General features: G+C 38.6%; 20 protein-coding genes. 13 read left to right on the top strand and 7 right to left on the bottom strand.

Going from position 1 to position 23,226, the window contains the following annotated elements; all coding sequences use genetic code 11:
* Window positions 1-427 precede the first annotated feature (427 nt).
* Complete coding sequence (locus HMPREF0013_RS09025; protein ID WP_002114349.1) at window positions 428-1,051, top strand: hypothetical protein; 624 nt, start codon at window positions 428-430, stop codon at window positions 1,049-1,051.
* A gap of 116 nt (window positions 1,052-1,167) precedes the next feature.
* On the opposite strand, the gene HMPREF0013_RS25445 is transcribed toward HMPREF0013_RS09025, so the two are convergent.
* Window positions 1,168-1,320, bottom strand: coding sequence for a hypothetical protein (locus tag HMPREF0013_RS25445; protein ID WP_226381279.1), 153 nt, complete (start codon window positions 1,318-1,320; stop codon window positions 1,168-1,170).
* 390 nt (window positions 1,321-1,710) lie between these two features.
* On the opposite strand from HMPREF0013_RS25445, the gene HMPREF0013_RS09020 reads away from it, so the two are divergent.
* On the top strand, window positions 1,711-2,292 hold the full coding sequence (locus HMPREF0013_RS09020; protein ID WP_025464098.1) for a TetR/AcrR family transcriptional regulator: 582 nt from the start codon (window positions 1,711-1,713) through the stop codon (window positions 2,290-2,292).
* A gap of 63 nt (window positions 2,293-2,355) precedes the next feature.
* Here HMPREF0013_RS09020 and HMPREF0013_RS09015 read toward each other — a convergent pair whose 3' ends face one another.
* Complete coding sequence (locus HMPREF0013_RS09015) at window positions 2,356-3,261, bottom strand: LysR family transcriptional regulator (RefSeq protein ID WP_002114373.1); 906 nt, start codon at window positions 3,259-3,261, stop codon at window positions 2,356-2,358.
* A 98-nt stretch (window positions 3,262-3,359) separates the two neighbouring features.
* On the opposite strand from HMPREF0013_RS09015, the gene HMPREF0013_RS09010 reads away from it, so the two are divergent.
* Window positions 3,360-3,956 carry an NAD(P)H-dependent oxidoreductase gene (locus HMPREF0013_RS09010; protein WP_002114406.1) on the top strand — a complete coding sequence of 199 codons (597 nt, stop codon included), beginning with the start codon at window positions 3,360-3,362 and terminating at the stop codon, window positions 3,954-3,956.
* A gap of 56 nt (window positions 3,957-4,012) precedes the next feature.
* Here HMPREF0013_RS09010 and pobR read toward each other — a convergent pair whose 3' ends face one another.
* Complete coding sequence (gene pobR / locus HMPREF0013_RS09005) at window positions 4,013-4,828, bottom strand: IclR family transcriptional regulator PobR (RefSeq protein WP_002114527.1); 816 nt, start codon at window positions 4,826-4,828, stop codon at window positions 4,013-4,015.
* A gap of 141 nt (window positions 4,829-4,969) precedes the next feature.
* Between pobR and pobA the strand changes: the two genes are divergently transcribed.
* Window positions 4,970-6,184 (top strand): 4-hydroxybenzoate 3-monooxygenase, encoded by a 1,215-nt coding sequence (gene pobA / locus HMPREF0013_RS09000; protein ID WP_002114537.1) that lies wholly within the window; start codon window positions 4,970-4,972, stop codon window positions 6,182-6,184.
* Window positions 6,185-6,332: 148 nt separating this feature from the next.
* Here pobA and alr read toward each other — a convergent pair whose 3' ends face one another.
* Window positions 6,333-7,625, bottom strand: coding sequence for an alanine racemase (gene alr, locus HMPREF0013_RS08995; protein WP_002114277.1), 1,293 nt, complete (start codon window positions 7,623-7,625; stop codon window positions 6,333-6,335).
* 1,246 nt (window positions 7,626-8,871) lie between these two features.
* Between alr and HMPREF0013_RS08990 the strand changes: the two genes are divergently transcribed.
* From HMPREF0013_RS08990 to phnX, 7 genes are all read left to right on the top strand, one after another.
* The gene (locus HMPREF0013_RS08990; RefSeq protein WP_002114407.1) at window positions 8,872-9,594 is read left to right on the top strand and encodes a UTRA domain-containing protein; all 723 of its coding nucleotides are present in this window, start codon (window positions 8,872-8,874) and stop codon (window positions 9,592-9,594) included.
* A 91-nt stretch (window positions 9,595-9,685) separates the two neighbouring features.
* Window positions 9,686-10,723, top strand: a complete 1,038-nt coding sequence (locus HMPREF0013_RS08985; RefSeq protein WP_002114487.1) for a putative 2-aminoethylphosphonate ABC transporter substrate-binding protein — start codon at window positions 9,686-9,688, stop codon at window positions 10,721-10,723.
* Window positions 10,724-10,745: 22 nt separating this feature from the next.
* Window positions 10,746-11,948 carry an ABC transporter ATP-binding protein gene (locus HMPREF0013_RS08980; protein WP_002114562.1) on the top strand — a complete coding sequence of 401 codons (1,203 nt, stop codon included), beginning with the start codon at window positions 10,746-10,748 and terminating at the stop codon, window positions 11,946-11,948.
* On the top strand, window positions 11,942-13,651 hold the full coding sequence (locus tag HMPREF0013_RS08975) for a putative 2-aminoethylphosphonate ABC transporter permease subunit (RefSeq protein ID WP_002114167.1): 1,710 nt from the start codon (window positions 11,942-11,944) through the stop codon (window positions 13,649-13,651). The genes HMPREF0013_RS08980 and HMPREF0013_RS08975 overlap by 7 nt, the downstream gene beginning before the upstream one ends.
* A gap of 102 nt (window positions 13,652-13,753) precedes the next feature.
* Window positions 13,754-14,908: a TIGR03364 family FAD-dependent oxidoreductase gene (locus HMPREF0013_RS08970; protein ID WP_005802493.1), complete on the top strand. Its 1,155-nt coding sequence runs from the start codon at window positions 13,754-13,756 to the stop codon at window positions 14,906-14,908.
* A 26-nt stretch (window positions 14,909-14,934) separates the two neighbouring features.
* Complete coding sequence (gene phnW, locus HMPREF0013_RS0105145) at window positions 14,935-16,122, top strand: 2-aminoethylphosphonate--pyruvate transaminase (RefSeq protein ID WP_019767850.1); 1,188 nt, start codon at window positions 14,935-14,937, stop codon at window positions 16,120-16,122.
* A 36-nt stretch (window positions 16,123-16,158) separates the two neighbouring features.
* The gene (gene phnX, locus HMPREF0013_RS0105140; protein WP_002114370.1) at window positions 16,159-16,974 is read left to right on the top strand and encodes a phosphonoacetaldehyde hydrolase; all 816 of its coding nucleotides are present in this window, start codon (window positions 16,159-16,161) and stop codon (window positions 16,972-16,974) included.
* A gap of 215 nt (window positions 16,975-17,189) precedes the next feature.
* Here the strand turns inward: phnX and HMPREF0013_RS08965 are convergent, their stop codons facing one another.
* Both HMPREF0013_RS08965 and HMPREF0013_RS08960 read right to left on the bottom strand, forming a co-directional pair.
* Complete coding sequence (locus HMPREF0013_RS08965) at window positions 17,190-18,440, bottom strand: MFS transporter (RefSeq protein ID WP_002114364.1); 1,251 nt, start codon at window positions 18,438-18,440, stop codon at window positions 17,190-17,192.
* Between the two features lie 61 nt (window positions 18,441-18,501).
* Window positions 18,502-19,653 carry an acyl-CoA dehydrogenase family protein gene (locus HMPREF0013_RS08960; protein ID WP_002114547.1) on the bottom strand — a complete coding sequence of 384 codons (1,152 nt, stop codon included), beginning with the start codon at window positions 19,651-19,653 and terminating at the stop codon, window positions 18,502-18,504.
* A gap of 331 nt (window positions 19,654-19,984) precedes the next feature.
* On the opposite strand from HMPREF0013_RS08960, the gene HMPREF0013_RS08955 reads away from it, so the two are divergent.
* Together HMPREF0013_RS08955 and HMPREF0013_RS08950 are read left to right on the top strand one after the other, a co-directional pair.
* Window positions 19,985-21,202, top strand: a complete 1,218-nt coding sequence (locus HMPREF0013_RS08955; RefSeq protein WP_002114451.1) for a CaiB/BaiF CoA transferase family protein — start codon at window positions 19,985-19,987, stop codon at window positions 21,200-21,202.
* A 186-nt stretch (window positions 21,203-21,388) separates the two neighbouring features.
* Complete coding sequence (locus tag HMPREF0013_RS08950) at window positions 21,389-22,234, top strand: IclR family transcriptional regulator (RefSeq protein ID WP_000996082.1); 846 nt, start codon at window positions 21,389-21,391, stop codon at window positions 22,232-22,234.
* Window positions 22,235-22,298: 64 nt separating this feature from the next.
* On the opposite strand, the gene HMPREF0013_RS08945 is transcribed toward HMPREF0013_RS08950, so the two are convergent.
* Window positions 22,299-23,108: an enoyl-CoA hydratase gene (locus tag HMPREF0013_RS08945; RefSeq protein ID WP_002114389.1), complete on the bottom strand. Its 810-nt coding sequence runs from the start codon at window positions 23,106-23,108 to the stop codon at window positions 22,299-22,301.
* Between the last annotated feature and the right edge of the window lie 118 nt (window positions 23,109-23,226).

Genomic DNA, 23,226 nt, shown 5'->3' with positions numbered 1-23,226 from the left:
TTATTTTATAGTTGTTAATAATTAAATTTTTTTATTTATAAAATATCTTTTAGCTTAATTATAGTCTGATAATTTCAGGGTTTGCTTTTCGAAATTTATAAATTAATCCAATAGTAAGAATAAAAAGAAGAGTGTTAGAGATGAAATAAGTAAATAGCTTAGAATTTTAACTGAATCATATTAAAATAAAATTTTTATTTTCTAGTTAAAAATTCGATAAAAAACTGAGATGGTTGTATAAATTTAAACCTATATGTAGTGGTAGATCAAAAAAATCCAAATAGATAATAATTTTTATAATTCATATACATTATTAAGTAAATTAAGATTACCCATACTTTGGGTTGTTAAATAAAATTCCCTTTTAATTTTAGCAATCTAATAGCATAATTCTTTATAACTTTAATATTTATGAGTAATTTTTTGAATGAGTAATAATGTTGACGAAAATTTTTCTGATATGAATGATGATGATTTTATAAATTATCTGAAAAAACAAGAGCAAATAAAAGAATTTCGTTCTGAAAAAGATTATGAAGAACAAAGAAAAAGAAGGAAAACAATGTACCAAACAATATTGGTTACTTATACTGCTGCTGCTGTTCTAGGAATGATTTTCTATATTTTATATTCTACTATTGGCACCGAGCAGATGGAGGGAATATTTAGCTTAAATAAGGATGTATTGTTTGCATTGAATATGGCAGTTAATGTATTTATTTATTCACTTCCAGCATTCATAATCGCTTGTTTGGGATCATTTACAAAAATTCTCTTATCTGAAAGCAAATTAGAAATTGTTGCATACTTAAAATTAGTTTTAGGTTCAGGATTGATTGGAGTGCTAACTTTTCTTGGACTAAAAAGTGGTATTGTTTTAGATCTAATTGTTGATACGGTACATACTGAATCAATTACAATATCTGATGACAAGAAGTCATTTTATAAAATGATAACTCTTTGCTTCATTACAGGAATGTTCTCAACAACTATCTTTTTGACTGTTGAAGAAAGAGTTCAAAATTTGGCAAATAGGATAAAACACTCATAATAAGAACTCATTAAAGTTAATCTCATTTCTCTTATTTAAAACAGCCTCCCAAGGCTGTTTTTATTTCTCAACTTAACAATAACCCACCCATTATTTAGCCTTACTTTTCTAATGATTTAATTTAAAACAAATGGCATTTTACGTGCTTGACTGCAATAGGGTTGGGCACTATTCTTTGCCTGCTGGCCTACATTGCCAGACGGTCGTCGCGGACCGATTACAACAGCATCAGAATTATTCCTTTCTGAGGGATAATTTTGTGTGAGCATCTCCTCGTCTCCTCCCGTAGCGGTAGGACGGGAGAGGGACACCTTCGGGTGTGCTGGTTGTTGTACCAGTCCGCGAACCCTTTCTCGTTCTGCCACCATAATTCTATAAATGTTTGGCAGAACTCCCAATAAAAAGGAGTTGGCTTTGCACATCCATTATTTCTTGGCGCTCAATGCCAAAAGCTATAACGACACAGCTTAAAAATTAAAGCAGCTTGAACGCCCTAAGGTTTTCAGGCTTAAAGTCATTTTTACTTAAAACTTAGCAACAACAAATTTGAGATGTGCCAAGCACAGTCTTTACGGCTTTGCTGTGCCTTTTTTTCTCCCAAAAGGGGCACAGGCTTTTTATCTCATTTACAAACAACAAGAATTTATAACGGTAAAACTATGCCAAAGTTAGTGCTTTCTTCCCGTGCTATACAAGTCATCAACAAGTCGATTGATTTATTTCACCATCGTGGCTTTCATACCGTTGGGGTAGATCGAATCGTCAAAGAATGCGAAATTACCAAAGCGACTTTTTATAACTTCTTTCTCTCAAAAGCGCGGTTTATTGAAATCTGTCTGATCGTACAAAAAGAGCGATTAAAAGAAAAAGTGGTCTCAATTGTAGAGTACAGCCAAGACATAAGCGCGGCCGATAAACTCAAACAGCTTTATTTCTTACATACCGATGTAGAGGGGATGTTTTACCTCTTATTTAAAGCCATGTTTGAAACGAAACTGACCTATCCAAAAGCCTATATCACCGCAGTGAGATATCGCACATGGCTGCTGAATGAAATCTATAGCCAGCTGATAAAACTAAAAACCGATGCGACTTTTCAAGACGCCAAACTATTTTTATATATGGTGGAGGGCACAATTATTCAGCTTTTAAGCTCAGATGGGGCAATTGATCGGGAAAAGATGTTGGATTGTTTCCTTAATGCGAATAAGGCGGTCAACGCATTTGAATATAAGCCATAAACATTGGCTTTGAATATTTAAAAAGGCCTTGTTCCAGTAGATAAGGCCTTATTTATTTTAAGCTTATTTGTTCAGTTCAGGGGGTAAATGCTGCGCCAAATAATCAATTGCAAGGCGGGTTTTGAGTGGCATAAAAGGCAGCGTAGGCCATACCAGATGAATCGGAAAAGCAATGCTCGACATGGTTTCTAATACTTGTACCAGCTTACCTTCCTGTAATTCATTTTGAATGAGCCAGTCGGGTAGCCAAGCGATACCAGCTCCAGCAAGCGCTGCATTTTTAATAGCTTGTAAGTCATTTAAAAGAAGTTTTGCTTTGGGTTTTATAAATAAAGGCTCGTCATTTTCCTTTTGAAGTCGCCATTTTTGCATTTGACCAAAATGCGGATCGGCAATCGTGGCGTGATGGTCTAAGTCTTCAATATTTTGTAGAGGACCTGCTTTATTCAAATAGTCAGGTGAGGCACAAAGTAGCATTCGATGCTCACCAATCGGTTTGGCAACGAGCTGAGTGGTGTCAGGCAATGCCCCGATGCGGATGCACAAATCAAAACCTTCTTCGACCAAGTCTACAGTTCGATCATTAAATGAAATTTCTAACTGTAAGTCCGCATGCTGCTGAGCAAATTTAACCATGAGCGGAGCAGCAAAGAGTTGCCCGAACAGCACTGGCACAGACATTCTTAATCGGCCTGTTGCATTAATTTTCCCTTGGTCTAACAGGGCCGCGGCATTTTGTATTTCACTTAACGCTCGGCGGCTATGCTCATAAAACAAAGCGCCTTCATCAGTCATGCTGAGTGAACGTGTTGTTCTTTTAAATAAAGCAACACCAAGCTGTTCTTCCAGCCGAGCAATATTTTTACTTATAGCTGAGCGAGTTAAATGCAATTGCTCAGCAGCTTTTACAAAACTTCCAGCTTCAACCACAGTCACAAATATAGATATTGCACTTAGCTCATGTTGCATGATTGTTGCCTAAAAGGAACCAATGATAAGAAATAATATCACCACTGTTGAATTTATTGTGGAGTTAATATGGCTTCATCAAAAACGTGGAGATGGTCATGGCAAAAATATTGGTATTAAAATCCAGCATTATGGGTGAGGGTTCACAAACCAATCGCCTAATCGATATCATGCTTGAACATCGAAAAGACCAAGGTTTGCAAGATGACATCACCATACGCAATTTAGCTGAAATGAACCTGCCTGTATTAGATTTAGAAATTTTTCAGGCACTGCGTGGGGCTGAAAATGTAAATCAAGACATTCAACAAATTGTTGCTTTGTCGGACGAATTAATTGCTGAATTAAAAAATACTGATTTATTGGTCATTGGCTCACCCATGTATAACTTAAATGTGCCGACTCAACTCAAAAACTGGTTCGATTTAGTGGCACGAGCAAGACAAACATTCCGCTACACCGAAACTTATCCTCAAGGTTTGGTTGAAGGCGTAAAAGCTGTGGTGGTAAGTAGTCGGGGCGGTATTCATGTCGGCCAAGAAACTGAAGCAGTAACGCCTTATCTCAAAGCGGTGTTAGGGCTAATGGGCATTCATGATGTCGATTTTATCTATGCAGAGGGCTTAGACATGCATGCCTATCGCAGCAACGCTTTAGATTTGGCAAACCAGCAAGTCAAAGAATTCGCCATTTAAAATCATGAGCTGAAACTCTTGTATCTCTAATTAATGACAAGAGTTTCTAAGTCTATTTAAATTACATTTCTAAGTTCATTTGCCGTGTTGCGCAGCAATGGCAAAATTTGCTGAACCAAATAGTCTTCTTGTATTCGGTTGGTTTGCGACATACAGTTAAGCGCTGCAATGGCTTGACCCTGTGCGTTAAAAACGGGAACTGCAATCGCAATCACGCCAAGCTCATGTTCTTCTTTGGAAAGGCAATAGTCCGATAACGCAATGCCCTTAAGCACTTCAAAAAACTTTGACTCATCTACAATGGTAAAAGGGGTTAAGCGCTTTAAACCATAATTTTTTACCCAAGTATGTTGGGCTTCTTCGGGTAGTGCTGCCAGCAATACTTTACCTGTAGACGTTGCATGGGCAGGCAGTCGGTTTCCTAAATGCATGCCGTAAGGGCTGACACGTAAGTTATCTTGCTGAGGTAAATAACTGCGGGCAATCGGCACCACTTCGTTATCGTCTAACACCACAATCGAGAAAGTAAGAGATGTCTGCGCACACAAAAGATTTAAAAATGACTGAGCAACTTTAGGCAGATGGGCAGAGCTTAAATAAGAACTCGAAAAGCGCAGCACCCGATGAGTGAGCCAAAAGTAATGTTCATCGGTTTCTAAATAGCCTAAGTATTTTAAAGTTTTTAGATAACGCCTTGCCGCTGTACGGCTTATACCGGTTCGCTCAGCCACTTGAGTGACATTAAGCCGCTGGCGATCCGTTCCAAAAGCTTCGAGTAAAGCTAAGCCTTTTGCTAAGCCTGCAATGTAGTCTTCTTGACGAATTTTCTCATGCGAGTTTGGGTGCTCTAAAAAAGCATCGAGAGAAGGCATCCTTTCATTCCTGTTATTTTGGTTGTTTCTGTCCGCTATTCGGACAAACTAAATGATAAACGGTTATTTTCGTCTTGGATACATAGTGCACAAAACTTAAAGCCAGTAATTTAAAAGTCAGGATGAAACAAGGATGAAGTTATGGATATTTTAAAGACACAGGTTGCAATTATTGGATCTGGACCAGCAGGGTTATTGCTGGGGCAACTTCTATATAAAGCTGGCATCGATCATATTATTGTTGAGCAACGTAGTGCTGAATATGTGGCTTCACGGATTCGTGCAGGAATTTTAGAGCAAGTTTCAGTCGACTTACTGAAACAAGCAGGTGTTGACCAAAATTTAAAAGACAAAGGATTACCGCATTCGGGCATTGAAATCTTAACCAATGGTGAATTGCATCGCGTTGATTTGGCAGCACTCACGGGTGGCAAACAAGTAACCGTATATGGTCAGACCGAAGTGACTAAAGATTTAATGACTGCGCGTGAAGCAGAGCAGCTCACTTCATTTTATGAAGCTCAAAATGTACAAGTGAAAGATTTTTACACGGCACCAAAAGTTGAGTTTGAGTATCAAGGTAAAGCTTTTCAAATTCAGTGTGATTTTATAGCAGGGTGTGATGGCTACCATGGTGTCTGCCGTGCTAGCGTGCCAGAAGATAAAATTAAGACCTTTGAAAAAGTTTATCCGTTTGGCTGGTTAGGGGTATTGGCCGATGTGCCACCTGTAGCCGATGAACTCATTTACGTACAGTCAGAGCGTGGGTTTGCTTTATGTAGTATGCGTTCAGAAACACGTAGCCGTTATTATTTACAAGTGCCTTTAACAGACCACGTCGAAGATTGGTCAGATGAAAAGTTCTGGGATGAGCTAAAAAACCGCCTAGACCCTGAAAGCCGTGAAAAGTTAGTGACAGGACCTTCTATTGAAAAAAGTATCGCGCCGTTACGTAGCTTTGTGACCGAACCAATGCGTTTCGGAAAACTATTTTTAGCTGGCGATGCTGCGCATATTGTTCCACCGACAGGAGCAAAAGGCTTAAACCTCGCGGCTTCTGATATTGCTTATTTATCAAGTGCGCTAGTTGAATATTATGTCGAAGGTTCCGAGCAAGGTATAAATGAATACTCAGAAAAATGCTTACAACGTGTATGGAAAGCTGAGCGTTTTTCTTGGTGGATGACTCATTTGTTGCATCGTTTTGAAACTGAAAGTGAGTTTGATCATAAGATTAAACAAGCTGAGTTAAGTTATGTGCTTGGGTCTATCGCAGGTAAAACCACATTGGCCGAAAACTATGTCGGTTTGCCTTATGAGATTAAGCAAATTGATAGTTTCAAGCACGCAAGCTAAAGGCTAGATAAAAAATAAAAAGGGCATGCAAATGCTCTTTTTTATGTAAAAAACTGGATGGAATGAAATCGCTTAAAAGATGTGATTCAGCTAAAAGTAGCCCCAATACTTTTTAGAATATAGGGCTACCTATCAATTCACCTAAAGTTTAGTTGGCCTTTGCCGCAACTTTATTATTGGTTAATATCACTTGTTGCTGAGATTGAAGGGGTTTAACCACTTGTGGATTAGAGTTACTCCAAGGGATATAGGCTTCTGTCAAAATGTGGCCTGTAAGACTCGTTAAATCACTCGTTTTAACTTCTGCATTGCCTTGATGACCAAATAATACAACTTCATCACCTGCTTTTGCCTCTGGAATATCTGTTACATCAACCATAACAGTATTCATTGATACTCGACCAACCACTGGCGCTTTTTGTCCATTTATTAATACAAAAGCTTTATTACTAAAACTACGACGGTAGCCATCCGAATAACCTACAGGGAGGTTTGCGAGTCTAGAGTCACGTTTCAAAGTATAGGTTTGGTCATAACCTACAGTTGAATCTTTCAGGTAATTATTAACCGCGGCAATTTGTGTTTTAAATGCCATCATGCCTTTAAATTCAGGGTGATTAGGAAAATCACCATATATAATTGCACCTGCACGAACCATATCTAAATGTGATTCAGGAACGTTTACAGTAGCAAATGAATTAGCTGTATGTAATGTTAATTCTTTACGATTCAGTTTGGCTTTTTTAATCAACCATGCGGTTTGTTCATTAAATTGCGCCAGACGCTCACGGACAAATTTTTCATCTTCTACGGCATAGTGGGTCATAATGCCGTCAATTTTAAGATGGGGAAGTTTGGTGATCGCCACAGCTTGTTCTTTGCCTAGAGCCGTAGCCATTTCAAGACCATTACGATCCATACCACCCGAATTTAAAGCCAAGCTGTAATGAACAGTTGTATTGTTCGCTTCTGCCCATTTAGACATACGAGCAGCTTGGTCATAATTACCTAAAAGCTCTTCAATATTTAACGCCTGTGCATTGATAATTTCACTATCTGTGGCGGTACGTAAACGTGTAATTTTGCCTTTATAGCCATGCTTACGCACCATAGCCGCTTCAGCATTACTGGTAATGCCAATACAAGATACGTTTAACTTCATAACACTTGGCATAAGTAGATCAATACTATGGCCGTATGCGTTAGCTTTCATGACTATACAAAGTTGTGTTTTGCCATTAAGTAACTGATTTGTCCTTTTAATATTATCTTCAAAAGCTTGAGTATCAATTTCAATCCATGCATTTGCTGTAGGAGCAGGGCTTACTTCATTTGTAACATGGGGAGTAAGTAAAGGAGCTGCATGAGCAAATTGCACCGAACCGAATAATATTAATGCACAGCTATAAGCGAGATGAGAAAATTTTGTTTTAAGTTTCATGAGTTTTTTAATCTTTCCTGGCTAAATATAATTTAATGCTGGGTGAATTTTTTATGGTTAAGTACTGAAATATAATTGATTTAAAATGTCACACGATTTGGTCTTAATAATACTTTCTCCTTAAAATATTATAGTCGCTATTAAGTAAAGTTTAATTTTGCTTAAACTAAATTGAAAAAATACAAATCTAATTTCAATTAATCTTAATTAAATCTAAATATACATTCATAAAAAAACAAGAAGAAAAATTATTATAATTTCTTGAATGTTATTTTTTTAATCTATTTATTGGTGCTGTTTTTAATAAAATTTTTTAAAATATAACATTTGGTAAATAATTAACTTTATTATTACAAGAGATTTTTTTATTTTTTAAATGTGTTGGATTGTGATTTTTATCAGTTGGTAAAATATAAAAAAGGTGAAATAAATAGCCATAATTTTATTCAATAGAATATAAAAAATTAAAATTACTATATTTTTCATAAGTTTATTTATTATTTATTAAAGCTGTTTTAAAATTTTGGATTATGTCATGTCAATTTTTAAGCATCTAATGTCATGTTTAATAGTTTTTAATAAGTTAATTTAAATTTTATAAATAAAATATTAATTAGATTGAATGAATAATTGGATGGTATTTAACCGCAAGTTTTTAGTTTTTGTTTTGTGCAATAAATGAGCTAGTATGTCTTATATTCTTTTTTTAATTAGATTTATTGTTTAAGGTTTTAGTTAAATTAAAATTTTATGTTTGTTTTGAGGTTGAGTGATTTTCTTAATATTTTAGTTTTTATTAAATGAATAATTTTATATTAAGACTTTATAAATATAAGATGATGAGTGTATTTTTTTATTGCTTAGGATGATTTGGGTTTTTCTTGATCATGTTATTCTAATTCTACAAGAATGTAATATAGGAGGCGTGATATTGATTTTTAGTGCAAACCGTCAATTCCTGTGTAAGAGTCCGTACAGAAATATGAATTTTTATCTTAAAAAGTGTCTAACTAAATATGATGTAATGGCTATGCGATGCCGATTTTTCTTGATGAACAAATGAGCTAAGGAAAATTTTCAGAAGCTATTGTAGGCGTGAACACTCGATTTTTTTTATGAAAAAATGAATTGGAAAAAGCGGGGAATAGGACGCGTTTTGCTTAAAAGATCAGCATTAATAAAAGCTTTTGTCACATTTTTTCAGTATATTGCTATTAATTTCTTTATTTATAAATTCTAAGTTTGTATGGAACAGGACCAAGCTCGCATACCTAAATATATTCCTATCCGCGATACAATTGCCCACGATATTGAATCTGGCTTATTAAAAGCCCACGCAAAACTCCCTTCGGAAAGAGTGCTTTCTGAACAATTCCAAACTACTCGCGTGGCTGCGCGTGAAGCTTTGCTGGCTTTGGAAACCGATGGTTTGATTTATCGTTTAGACCGCCGTGGTTGGTATGTTCGTTCTCCTCGTATTATTTATCACCCGCAATCTACAAAAAACTTTAATCAGTTTGTGATTGAACAAGGCTATGAACCTTCGACCGAAGTGATTTCGAGTGAACTGACTCAGGCTACTTCTTGGGATGCCAAGCATTTAAAAGTTGAAAAAGGGCATCAGATTTATTCGGTTTGGCGACGTCGTTGTATTAATGGACGACCTGTTTTGGTTGAGCATTTACGGGTGAATGCCGAACTTTTTCCTGAGTTTTTAACTCATGATCTTAAGCAATCCATTACTTTACTGATGGCAAATCAATATAACTGCCATATCACCAGAGCTGACATTAATCTGTATCCAACCGCTTTATCGGAACAGCAGGCCAAAGCACTTCATGTCAATGTAGGCGCGCTCGGTTTATATATTCGTCGTAGTAATAGAAATGAAGAAGGCGTAATTACTGATGTCGACCAAGAATATTGGCTACATGATGTTTTAGATTTACATTTCGAAGCGCGAGCATAAAAATACAATCTGGTTTAAACCAGATTAATTAAACTGTCATATAAAGCTGTTGAAATACGATCATCAAATAATTGCATTCGATGGTTTGCAGATGAAACAGTATGTTCAACAGACAATCAAACTCGGCACTGCATCAGTTTTAGGTGTAGTGGTCGCTATTCAAATGGGATGTTCATCAGCAACATCAAAAAACTCAGAAGAAATTACAGTCTATACGGCAGTGGAAGCCGATCAGCTTAAGCAATACCAAAAAGAATTACACAAAGCCTATCCAGAGCTAAAAGTAAAATGGGTACGTGATTCAACAGGTGTGATCACCGCTAAACTTTTGGCAGAGCAGAAAAATCCTCAAGCGGATGTGGTTTTTGGTGTTGCTTTAACCAGTTTGCTGGTCATGGAAAAGAAAGACATGCTTGAGCCTTTCAAACCTGACGGTGTGCAAAATTTAAAACCAGAATTTGTAAGCCAAAAACCTGTACCGACTTGGACGGGTATGGATGCATGGGAATCTGCAATCTGTGTAAATAAAGTCGAATTAGAAAAACGTAAGTTACCAATTCCAAAAACTTGGAAAGATTTAACCAACCCGATTTATAAAAACCTGATTGTGATGCCAAATCCAGCTTCGAGTGGCACAGGCTATTTAGATGTCACGGCTTGGATGCAAATTTGGGGCGAAAAGCAGGCATGGGACTATATGCAGGCTTTAGATAAAAACATTTCACAATATCCTCATTCGGGCTCAAAACCTTGCAAGATGGCTGCACAAGGCGAAATTCCAATTGGAATTTCTTTCGGCTATCCGGCATTTAAATTAAAAGCAGAGGGTGCACCTTTAGAAGTGGTTTATCCAACTGAAGGTTTAGGCTGGGAAATGGAAGCCTCAGCAATTGTGAAAGGAACCAAGAAATTAAGTAGCGCACAGAAATTTATAAATTGGTCGGTAAGCAAAGCGGCAAATGAAGCCTATGCCCATAACTTTTCAATGGTGGCCTACAAAGGAATTGAAAATACCACTATGGACTTCCCGAAAAACCTTCCTCAAATGCTCGTAAAAAATGATTTTTATTGGGCGGCCGAGCAGCGTGAACGTATTTTGGCTGAATGGTCAAAGCGTTTTGAAAAGTGATCTTTTGGATAAAGGCCTCATTATGCAAATTCCTTCGTCATTGCAATCATCGCTGCTAGGTCAAAACCAAAAGGCTGAGTTAGCAGGGCATTTATTGTCGACATTAACGACCTATAAATATCCTGAACATGGCCCTTCGGTTTTAGAAGTGATAGATATTCAAAAAAAGTTTCAATACTTTCAGGCCCTAACGCATATTAATTTAGACCTGAAAGCTGGCGAGTTCGTGAGCTTTTTGGGACCTTCTGGATGCGGTAAAACCACATTGCTACGCATAATTGCGGGTCTAGAAAAACCTGACTATGGAAAGGTTATAAAAAAGGGCGCAGACATTACGTTGTTGAGTGCTGAAAAGCGTCACTGTGGCATTGTGTTTCAGAACTATGCGTTATTTCCAAACTTAAACGTTGAAGAAAATATTGCTTTTGGCTTAGATAAAAAAAAGTGGGATAAAGTACAGCGTAGTCAAAGGGTTCAACAGTTATTAGAACTGATTGAATTACCCGATATTGCCAAAAAATATCCTAACCAATTGTCAGGCGGGCAGCAGCAACGTGTTGCGCTTGCTCGGGCAATTGCGCCGAATCCAGATATTTTACTATTGGACGAACCTCTTTCAGCACTCGATGCTCAGGTGCGTCTAAAGCTAAGACAAAAGATCCGTTCGATTCAATCGCAGCTTAACTTGCCAACGATTATGGTCACACATGACCAAGAAGAAGCATTAAGCATTTCTGACCGTGTTGTAGTCATGAATCATGGTGTCATTGAGCAAATTGATACGCCGCACAATATTTACTACAAGCCACAAACCCAATTCGTTGCCAAGTTTATTGGCACCATGAATTTTTTAAAAGCCACTTGCGCTGTACCGAATCAGTTCGAGGTTTTAGGTTTTATTCCTCTAAATTTGGAGCAACAAAAACTTAAAGCAGGGGAAAATTACAGTATTGGTTTTAGACCCGAAGCTGTCGAGTTGGTTGATGATTTCGGTAGTGATAAAGAGTCGTTGTATTTGCCGGTTAAAGTATTAAGTACTGAATTTTTAGGTGCCAAGCGTCGTTTATTTTGCGCTATTCATATCGATGGAATTGAGCAGGCAAAACACCTTTTGCAAATTGAAATTGAAAATACCAAGTTCAAAACTTTGCAAGAACTGATGTTTATAAAAGTGCCTAATCAGCTCATCCATGTCTTTGACGAACAAGGGTACGCACTATGTTAAATGAAGCTGCTTCAGCGGTTTTAAAAACACAGCCGCGTCGAAAAACTGTATATTCATTAAGATCAAATATTGCTTTGGCAGCCGTTGCAATTGCTTTGACTTTAGCGATTATTGCTCCATTAATCATGCTGTTTGAAACTGCATTTTTTGATGAAAATCAAAATTTTGTTGGCCTTGAAAATTTTTATAATTATTTTGCAAGTCCAGCTTTACTCAGCTCTATATTTAACTCGGTGTGGGTTGCTTGTGCTGCTACTGTCATTACAGTATTTCTTGCCAGTATTTATGCTTTTGCACTCACCAATGTGAATATAAAAGGCAAAGGCTTCTTTAAACTGGTCGCTTTTTTACCCATTTTAGCGCCATCACTTTTGCCTTCTTTGGCATTGGTTTATTTGTTTGGTAAGCAAGGTGTGTTTAAACCTTTACTGGGCGATATACAAATTTATGGTCCAATCGGTATTTTAATCAGTTATTGCTTTTGGCTATTTCCAGCAATTTTGATGTTGATGATGGTGTCTTTTCGCAGTGTCGATCAGCGTTTAATTGAGGTATCTTTGTCGCTCGGCAAAAATATCTGGAAGACGCATTACCACGTCACACTACCTGCAATTCGCTATGGACTCATCAGTGCAAGTCTGGTGGCTTTTATTTATGTGTTGACCGATTTTGGTATTCCAAAAGTCATTGGCGGTTCATTTAACATGATGGCGCTTGATGTCTATAAACAGATTATTGGTCAGCAAAACATGAGCATGGGTGCGGTAATTTCCATCTTGTTATTGCTACCAGCAGTTTTTGTATTCATTTTCGATCGTATTCAAAGCAAACGCCATGCACGGTTTCAAGCTTTTCAGGCTAAACCTTATGTTTCAGCATCGAATAAAAAACTTGAAGTCGTTCTGGGCTTATTTTGTGGTTTAGTTTCAGGTGCGATTTTACTGATTATCTTTACGGCAGTGCTGGCTTCATTCATTCAGTCTTGGCCTTATGATTTGTCTTTGACCTTAGCACATTACAGTTTTGAATATGTCGATGGCGGCGGTTGGGCAGCGTACTTTAACTCGGTTCGCATGGCACTCTTTAGTACGGTTTTTGGAACAGCACTGATTTTTATGGTGGCGTTATTAACCGAACGTTTTAAGGCACATCCACTCATTAAAAATTATGTACAGGCTTTAGTTTTATTACCCCTTGCTGTGCCGGGGTTGGTGCTAGGTATTGCTTATATTTTGTTTTTTAACCAGCAAAGCAACCCGTTAAATGTGCTGTATGGAACTATGACCATTTTGGTGATTTCAACCATCGTGCATTATTACACCGTCCCACACCTGACTTTAACCAATGCCATTAAACAGATTCCGTTACAGCTCGATCAGGCAGCACAAACTCTAGGAACATCGAAGTGGAAAACCTTTTGGAAAGTATATTTGCCCATGTGTTTTCCAGCGCTATGTGATGTGTCGGTCTATGTTTTTGTGAATGCCATGACCACTGTGTCGGCTGCCATTTTCCTCTATTCACCAGACACCAGTTTAGCGGCGGTAGCCGTTTTAAATATGGATGATGCGGGAGACACGGTTGCTGCTGTTGCCATGAGCATTCTAATTTTAACCACCTCATGTGTTGTAAAACTCATTCACTGGTTATTTACCCGAAAAATTATGGCAAGAAGTCAGCAATGGCGCGAAAGCTCTCATTAAGTTTTAGCTAAACACAATTTTTATTTAACCGACTGAAATGAAAATGCTTTGTTCAACAAGGCAAGGGTTTATTCATCCTAAATTTCGCAAATTGGAAGTCTTATGAATAACGCACAGTTTGATTTAATTGTTGTCGGCGCCGGTATTTTAGGTTTGTCCGCTGCCATACAAGCGCAAGAACAAGGCTTAAAAGTTTGTATCTTCGAGAAAAATGCCAAGCCTGTGGGCGCAACTCGCCGTAATTTCGGCATGGTTGGAACATCGACTTTAACCCATCCAGAGCAACAGTGGCGAAAGTACGCGCTTGAAACGCGTTCTTTTTATCAACGCATTCAGGCTGAAACTGATATTTCATTTGAGCAAAGACAAGGTGTGTATCTCGCCAATACGGCACTTGAATGGCAGGTTTTAAATGAGTTTGCCGAGCGTGCAAATAACTATCAAATTCCAGTTCATTTGCTAAAGCATGAGGAACTGGTCACCCAATTTTCCTATTTAAACCCCGAGCAGCAGTTTCAAGGCGGCTTGGTTTTTGAAGAAGACTATTCTGTCGAACCGCATGTGGTTGGGCAGCGACTATTGGCATATGCCGAAAGAAAAGGTGTAAAGATTTATACCAATGCTTGTGTCGTTCAAACCCAATATCAGCATGAAAGTTGTCAGGTTCGTTTGGCAAGTGGTGAGGCATATCGGGCAAATAAAGTTTTGATCTGCCACGGTGAAGTGATCGATGTTTTATATCCAGAGCTTTTACAAAGCTTGAATCTGAAACGTTGTGGTTTGCAAATGGCCCTGACTCAACGGTTTCACCAAAACTTAAATGCTTCTCTTTATTCGGGCTTATCCATTTCACGTTATCCAGCTTTTGAAACTTGCCCAAGTCATGCAGAGCTGGTTAAAGCATCACAACAGGGTTTCATTAAAGAATTCGGTATTCATATTCTGATTAAACAAAATGAATTTGGCGAACTGATCGTAGGCGATAGTCACGAATATTATTCGATTAATGAAGCGCCTCAGTTCGAGCAGCGTGAAGAGATTAATGAGTTTATTCAAGCTTACTGCCACGAAAAATTAGGCCTGACTTTACCTCCAATTCAAAAACGTTGGAATGGTTATTACCTGACCCATGAACATGAGTTGGCCTGTGTCACTGAAGCTGAAAAAAACATCTTTCTGGTAAGTGCAATTGCTGGTAAAGGCATGACCACGGGGGCTGGATTTATGAAAGAAATATTAGAACAAAATATTTATTAGTTTGTCATCTGGTTTAAACCAGATTGATGTATATTGAAATGAACGCGAAAGAAATGAGTAACATTATGAACATGCAACCCCAACTCGATATGGATTTAGAGAACAAATATTTGCTTCTTACTCCAGGACCATTATCAACATCGGCAACAGTACGCCGTGCAATGCAAAAAGATTGGTGTACGTGGGACCAAGAATACAACTCGCTGGTACAAGATATTCGTAATCGACTGGTAAAGTTGGCAACCAGCCAATCTGAAAAATATACGGCTGTGTTAATGCAAGGCAGTGGAAGTTTTGCTGTGGAGTCTGTGCTTGGGTCAGCTATTCCACGTGATGGCAAAATCTTGATTATTAATAACGGCGCATACGGTGCACGTATGGTGCAAATGGCGCGTTGCCTAAATATTGAAGTGATCGAGTTGAACTATTTAGAAACCCAAACACCAGATCTAATAGAGATTGAGCGCTTTTTAGAAGATAAAGCCATTAGCCATGTTGCTTGTGTGCACTGTGAAACCACTACAGGTATTTTAAATCCAATTCAAGAGATAGGCCGTTTAGTGAAAGCTGCTGGAAAAATCTGGATTGTGGATGCCATGAGTTCATTTGGTGGTGTGCCTATGGATATTGCTGAGCTTGGAATTGATTTTCTAATTTCAAGTGCAAATAAATGTATTCAAGGTGTTCCGGGCTTTGGCTTTATTTTGGCAAAGCGTGATTGCCTAGAAGCATGTAAAGGTTTAGCTCGTTCGGTCAGTCTCGATTTGTATGACCAGTGGAACACGATGGAGCAGCATAACGGTAAATGGCGTTTTACCTCGCCAACCCATGTGGTACGTGCATTTTATCAAGCATTGCTTGAGCTTGAAGCCGAAGGCGGTGTTGCTGCACGTTATCAACGTTATTTACAAAACCAACAAACCTTATCTAAAGGTATGCAACAACTAGGCTTTGAATTGGTATTAGGCAATAAAGCACCCCAATCACCCATCATTACCACATTCCTTTACCCAACAGCCGAGACATTTAGCTTTCAGTCATTTTATGAAACGTTGAAAAAATCAGGTTATGTAATTTATCCGGGCAAAGTCACTGACCTTAATTGTTTCCGTATTGGCAATATTGGAGAAGTTTATATTCATGACATTGAAGGGCTTCTTGCTGCGATTGCGAACTACTGTGAAAACCACCTAAACCAAGCTGTAACAGCATAACTTTTATTAAAACATTTGAATTAAAGGGAATACTTCATGACGACCAACAATACACAAATTCAGGCTGTGGTTTTTGACTGGGCTGGTACAACTGTAGATTTTGGCTCACGTGCACCAATTTTAGCTTTTATGGCTTTGTTTAAAGACAATAAAGTTGAAATTACGGTTGAAGAAGCGCGTGCGCCAATGGGTTTAGAAAAACGTGACCATATTGCTGCCGTTTTAAAAATGCCACGTGTAGCGGCGGCATGGCAGGAAGTATATGGTCAGACGGCAACTGAAGCAGATATTGACCGTTTATATAAAGACTTTATTCCTTATCAATTAGATTCGATTCCAACATGCTCGGCTTTAATTCCGGGTGCATTGGCGACTTTTGAAAATATTAAAAATCGCGGTGCAAAAATTGGTAGTAATACAGGATATGCATCCATGATGATTGGTCGTTTGGTTAAAGATGCTGCCGATCAGGGCTACCGTCCAGACTGTATTGTCACTGCCAGTGACGTGAAATTTGGTCGTCCATATCCTGAAATGCTATGGAAAAACTTAATTCAACTCGATGTATCTGATATCAAAACTGTTGTAAAAGTAGATGATACCGTGGTGGGTATTGACGAAGGTTTAAATGCAGGGTGCTGGACAGTCGGGCTTGCGATTAGTGGTAACGAAGTCGGTTTAAGCTATGAAGAGTGGAGTTCGCTATCGGCCGATGAACAGATTATTCTAAAAGATAAGGCATACCAAAAAATGAATGCGTCGGGCGCTCACTATGTGATTGATAGTGTCGCTGATTTGCCAAATGTACTAGATGATATTGAACGCCGTTTGGGACAGGGTGAACGACCTTAAACAAAGTTTAGGTCTATATATTTTTAAGCTTAGCTCCCTTGGGAGCTAAGCTTACCTAAAAAATTAAAATGAAGAGTAGATAAACTCTACATATGTGAAAATAAGGATTAACTTTAATGAGTAAATTCCTTATTTTTGGCTAACGATTTAAAACACATGTTTCGATCGTTAGCACTATCAACCAGATAGGCATATGACCTATTTGATAGATCTATTTATGACTTTTGAGGGTCATATAATTTTTCTTTAATAAATAGAGCTGGTATCACACCACAAATCAGGTAGGCAGCACCCATCACGACAAAACCTAAACCAATTGAGCCGCCAGAGGCTAAGAAACCAATCGTTGCAGGGGCTAAAGCAGCACCTAAACGTCCAACGTTATAAGCACCGCCAATGGCTGTGCCGCGAATAGCGGTCGCAAAGCTTTCGGTCATGTAGGTGGCATTTACGCCATACGGAATGCCGTAGAGGAAACCAAAAGTGACCAGTAAATATAGAATGTTGCTTGGCGAGTTATAAAAAACAATTAAAGGTAGGAAAATAGCAGTACCAATTGCACCAAAGGCATAGGTAAAGCGACGCCCTAATTTATCGGCCATCATGCCCGCAAGAACTTTACCTAAAATCATGGCGGTATATGTACCTACCATATAGGCAGTCATTTCTTTAAACTTCATACCGAGTTCGCTTTCAAGGTATGACGGCATCCAGTTATTTACGCCATAGTAACCAAACTGTAAAAAGCCAGCGGTTAACGCCCACAAGATAAACATATTGCGGTTTCGTTTATCTTGGAAAATAAGCTTAAATGCCGAAGTTTTCGATGCGTTTTGAGCTACAACAGGTTGTTGTAGTCGAGATTTTTGCCATGCTTCTGGTTCGGGTACAAGAATATGCATGAGGACAGCAATAACAACAGGAATAATCGCAACATAAAACAGCATGCGCCAGCCATGATCAGGAATAATCCAGCCTGCAAGCAAAGTCGCAACAATATAGCCAACCGTCCAACCTGCTTGTAGGGTACCCAGTACTGTGGTGCGGTAACGGGTTGGGACATATTCGGCCATGAGGGTATTACAGGCGATATAGAGTGAACCCAAACCCAGTGATGCAAAAAATCTTAAAATACCAAACTGAAGAAAGCTTTGAGTGAAACCTAAGCCACAGGTGAGGAGTGAGAAAGTTAAAATAGAAATAACAACAATGCGCACGCGACCAAATTTATCGCACGCCCATCCCCCAAAAATCCCACCAACAGCCATGCCTGCCAATGTGAAACTGCCAAGCATACCTGCTTGTACTGAACTTAATCCAAAATCTGCCTTAATACTATTTAAGCTATAAGACAGCATCATCAAATCTGCACCATCTACCAACAGTGCTAGAAAAGCAAAAATAAAAGCTATTTTCCACGTATGAGGCTGTATACGAGAAAGACCTTCTTTGTAATTTGTAGCCATAATCCATTACCTACATTTGATAAAAAGCACTTCAAGTCGTTTTGAAGTGCTTAAAATTTGATTAAGACGCAGCGCGAATCATGTTTCGGGCAATAATCACTTGTTGAATTTGAGTAGTCCCTTCATAGAGACGGAACAAACGAACATCTCGATAAAAACGTTCAATGGCATATTCACTGATGTAACCCGCACCGCCGTGAATTTGTACGCAGCGATCAGCAACGCGGCCACACATTTCGGTTGCAAACATTTTTGCGCATGAGGCTTCAGTGCTAACGTTTTGTCCTGCATCGCGTAGGCGTGCAGCGTCTAAGACCATACATTTAGCGGCATAAATTTCAGCTTTTGAATCGGCAAGCATGGCTTGAATGAGTTGGAATTCGGCAATCGGTTGTCCAAATTGCTTGCGTTCGATGGCGTAATTTAAAGAGTCGTCTAGCATTCGTGTTGCTGCGCCGACACTCAAAGCCGCAATATGCAAACGGCCTTTATCGAGTACTTTCATGGCCGTTTTAAAACCAACACCTTCTACACCACCAATGAGCGCTGAGGCTGGAATGCGACAATTTTCAAAAATAACGTCACAGGTATGGGCACCTTTTTGTCCCATCTTTTTATCGCGTTTGCCAAGAGAAATGCCCGGAGTTTGGCTATCAACAATAAAAGCAGAAATACCACCAGCGCCTTTAATATCAGTGTTTGTACGTGCCATGACTGTAAATACACCAGCGTGCGGAGCATTGGTAATAAAGCGTTTGGTGCCATTTAAAATATAAAAGTCACCCTCTTTTACAGCGCTGGTTTTTAAAGAGGCTGCATCAGAGCCTGCATCTGGTTCGGTTAAGCAAAACGAACTGATCACTTCACCACGTGCTAAACGTGGCAAGAAAAATGATTTTTGTGCTTCGGTCCCATCAATAATCAGGCCACTTGAGCCAATGCCATTATTGGTCCCAATGAGAGAGCGAAAAGCAGGAGAGGTACGACCTAATTCAAAAGCGACATAGACCTCTTCTTCCATTGTTAGGCCAAGACCTTCGTATTCTTCTGGAATAGTTAAACCAAATAAACCGAGAGCTTTCATTTGCTCAACGATATCTTGAGGAATTTCATCCGTTTCAGCGACTTCATTCTCATGAGGAATTAATACACCTTCAACAAATTGTCGAATCATATCAATAAGTTGATTTAAGGTTTCCTGATCTCGAATCATAGTCTCATCCTTTTACTACATGCAGAAAACATCAATGTGATGTTCGTAAAATCACCAATATTTGAAGCGATAGTAATCAAAGGATGAACGCAAAACAATATATTTTGAAAATTAATTTCGCAATGCGATACTTTGTTATTGATTTATGTTTGGCTAATTTGTTGATTTATTTAAGCTATATTTTCTTATGAAAAATCATTATTTTTAGTAGAAAATTAAAGTTTGATTTTTAAAAAGAGCTGTGTATATTAAAAATATATATCGCTATGCGAAATTTTAAATGGATAAGTTTTCCTATAGGAAATGAGTCACAAAATATAGTGGGATGAAGATGGGTGCTTTAAATGGAATTCGGGTGCTTGACTTAAGTCGGGTGTTGGCTGGGCCTTGGTGTGGACAGATTCTTGCCGATTTAGGTGCAGAAGTAATCAAGATTGAACGACCAAAAGTCGGTGACGATACCCGTTCTTGGGGGCCGCCTTGGATGAAAGATGACTCAGGCCAAGACACTCAAGAAGCTGCATATTATCAGTCTACCAACCGCAATAAACTATCTGTTGCTATCGACATTGCTAGCTCTGATGGACAAGAATTGATTAAAGCTCTTATTCAAGACACCGATGTTGTGATTGAAAACTACAAAGCGGGTTCTTTGAAAAAATACGGTTTAGACTACGAGTCTTTATCTGCGATTAACCCTAAACTGGTGTATTGCTCGATTACAGGTTTTGGTCAAACTGGGCCAAGAGCAGAGGAACCCGGTTATGACTTTATTATTCAGGGCATGGGCGGGCTCATGTCGGTCACAGGTGAGCGTGATGATTTGCCTGGTGGTGGACCACAAAAAGTAGGCGTTGCATTTTCTGACTTAGCCACGGGACTTTATTCTACGATTGCCATACAGGCTGCTTTACTCAACCGCCATGTGACAGGTTTAGGCCAATACATTGATATGGCTTTGCTTGATGTTCAAATTGCCACAATGGCAAATCAGGGAATGAACTATCTTTCATCGGGTAATATCCCTAAGCGTTATGGCAACGCACACGCCAATATTGTGCCTTATCAAGTGTTCAAAGCTTCTGACCGTGATTTTATTATTGCATGTGGAAATGACACTCAGTTTATTCAACTCTGTCGTAGTATTGGTTTACCCGATTTACCAAATGATGCACGTTTTGCCCGAAATGCAGACCGAATCAAGCATCGTGATGAAATTATCGGAATTTTACAAACTCACTTTTTAACAAAAACAGCAGATGAATGGGTAGATGCAATTTATGCCGCTAAAGTTCCTGTCGGTGTGATTAATAACTTGGAACAAGCTTTTCAAGAGCCGCAAGTGATTGCCCGAGAAATGTTAGTCGAGATGAACCATCCTCAACGTGAAAAATTGAAGGTAATTGGGTCACCAATCAAACTTTCTAGAACACCCGTTGAATACAAAACAGCACCGCCACTGCTGGGAGAACATACGCAGGCTGTTTTGGGAAGAGTGGTTTCTTCAGAAAAACTCGCTGAGCTCAAAGAAAAAGGTGTAATTGGGTAGGTGGCTTAAAAGCGGAAGGTTAAAATTATATTTAAAATCAGAAAATAAAATATTTAATCTTTCGCTTTAATGAGATAAATGAAGTTATCTTTTAGATGCAGACTCGAATGTTTGCTCTTTTGCTATTTATAGAAAAAATAGATTATAATTTTCGCAGTGCGAAACAAAATATGGATTGGTATGACAATGAATGATGCAGTTGATGCAGAGCAGACAGAAAAATTATTAGCGCCTTTAAGGCATGAATTATTACATCCGATTGAAGATATGCAGGATGAAAATGATCGCCAATTTATTACTGCATTAGCACGTGGTTTAGAGCTATTACGTTGTTTTACACCGAAGCATCAGCATTTGGGCAACCAAGAGCTTGCTCAGATGACAGGTTTGCCAAAACCAACCATTACTCGCCTCACACATACCTTGTCGCGTTTGGGTTATATCAAACAAGTACCTAACTCAAGTAAATTCCAGCTTTCAGTTGGTGTTCTTGCGTTTGGTTATTCCATGCTGTCTAACGTGTCGATTCGCTCTATTGCTCATCCATATATGAAAAATTTGGCAGACTATGCTGGCGCTGCTGTAGCTATGGCAACACGCGATCGACTGAACATGATTTATCTTGATGTGGTACAAGGCAAAGGCAATATGACCATGCGCCGTCAAGTCGGAACCTATTTACCGATTCATTTAAGTTCGATGGGGCGTGCATGTTTAGCTGCAATGCCTGAAGACGAAAGAGAATTTTTACTTGATGCCATCCGTAGCAAACATAAAGAAGATTGGATCAAAATTAACCGTGATTTAGACAAAGCTTTTAAAGACTACCAAGATTTTGGATATTGTTTCTCAATCGGGGAATGGCATAAAGATGTCAATTCGGTTGCTGTTCCACTGATTCATGAACAACATGGTTTGCTGGTGTTCAACTGTGGTGGTCCAAGCTTCATTATGAACCGTGAAAAACTTGAAGAAGATATTGCACCGCGTCTTTTACACATGGTGAATAATATTCGTACTGAGATTAGCTAAACGTATTTGATTCATTTATAAAAGCCAGCTTTGTTTTCAAGGCTGGCTTTTTAGTGGGTGAGTTTTAGGCTGTTTGGCTGTAAAAGTTCGGTTTTCTTTTTTCTTTGAAAGCATTTAATGCTTCTTTAAACTCGGAACCCTGTAAACAACGCGAGAAAATAGTCGACTCATGATCAATACGATTGAGTAGATCATTAATTGGCATATCTCTTAGTAACTTTTTACTCAGTTGTAAGGCTTGGCTTGGTTTGTGAGCAAGTTTAATAGCCACATCTTCAACCGCTTGATCCAGCTCAGTTGCCTCAAATATTTCATTTACCAGACCATAATTTTTTGCTTGTTCCGCCGAAAACTTTTCACCGAGTAAAATAATTTCCGAAGCTCGTGCAAAGCCCAATAATCTTGGCAAGATGTAACTTGAACCCGCTTCAGGTACAAGTCCCAAATTCACAAAGGGGAATTGGAAAATAGAGTTTTGGCTCGCATACACAAGGTCACAATGTAGAAGCATAGTGCTGCCAATACCAATTGCCACACCATTTACTTTAGCAATAATCGGTTTTGGAAACGTTGCTAAGCTTTTTAAGAAAACAATCGAAGCGGGTGGTTCTGAAGTGATGGTATCGCGTTTTTCAAATGCATTGACATCATTACCACTGGTAAATGCGGAGTTTTCACCAGTCAGCACAACCACATGAATGTCTTGATTAGTTGCAGCCTTATCTAAGGCCTGACTTAGGGCCGCATACATTTCGTAATTAATTGCATTTTTTTTAGTGGGATTACTCATGGTGAGCGTTAGTATATTTCTATCAAAAGATTCATGAATTGTGCCTGTTTTAAGCTGGTTTTGAGTTTTGTTGCCCTGCTGCATCATTCATTCCTTTAATTAACTTTCTGTCTAAAAATTAAACTCATTAAAATAATGCTATCGAAAAATAATTCCGTTATCAATTATTTTGTTTTATATTGTGGTATAAAATTTTGTATTG

Origin of the sequence: Acinetobacter sp. SH024, assembly GCF_000163635.1 — a bacterium.
Classification (GTDB): Bacteria; Pseudomonadota; Gammaproteobacteria; order Pseudomonadales; family Moraxellaceae; genus Acinetobacter; species Acinetobacter pittii.
The sequence above is the reverse complement of the archived record's forward strand: the minus strand, read 5'-3'. Positions and strand labels throughout refer to the sequence as shown.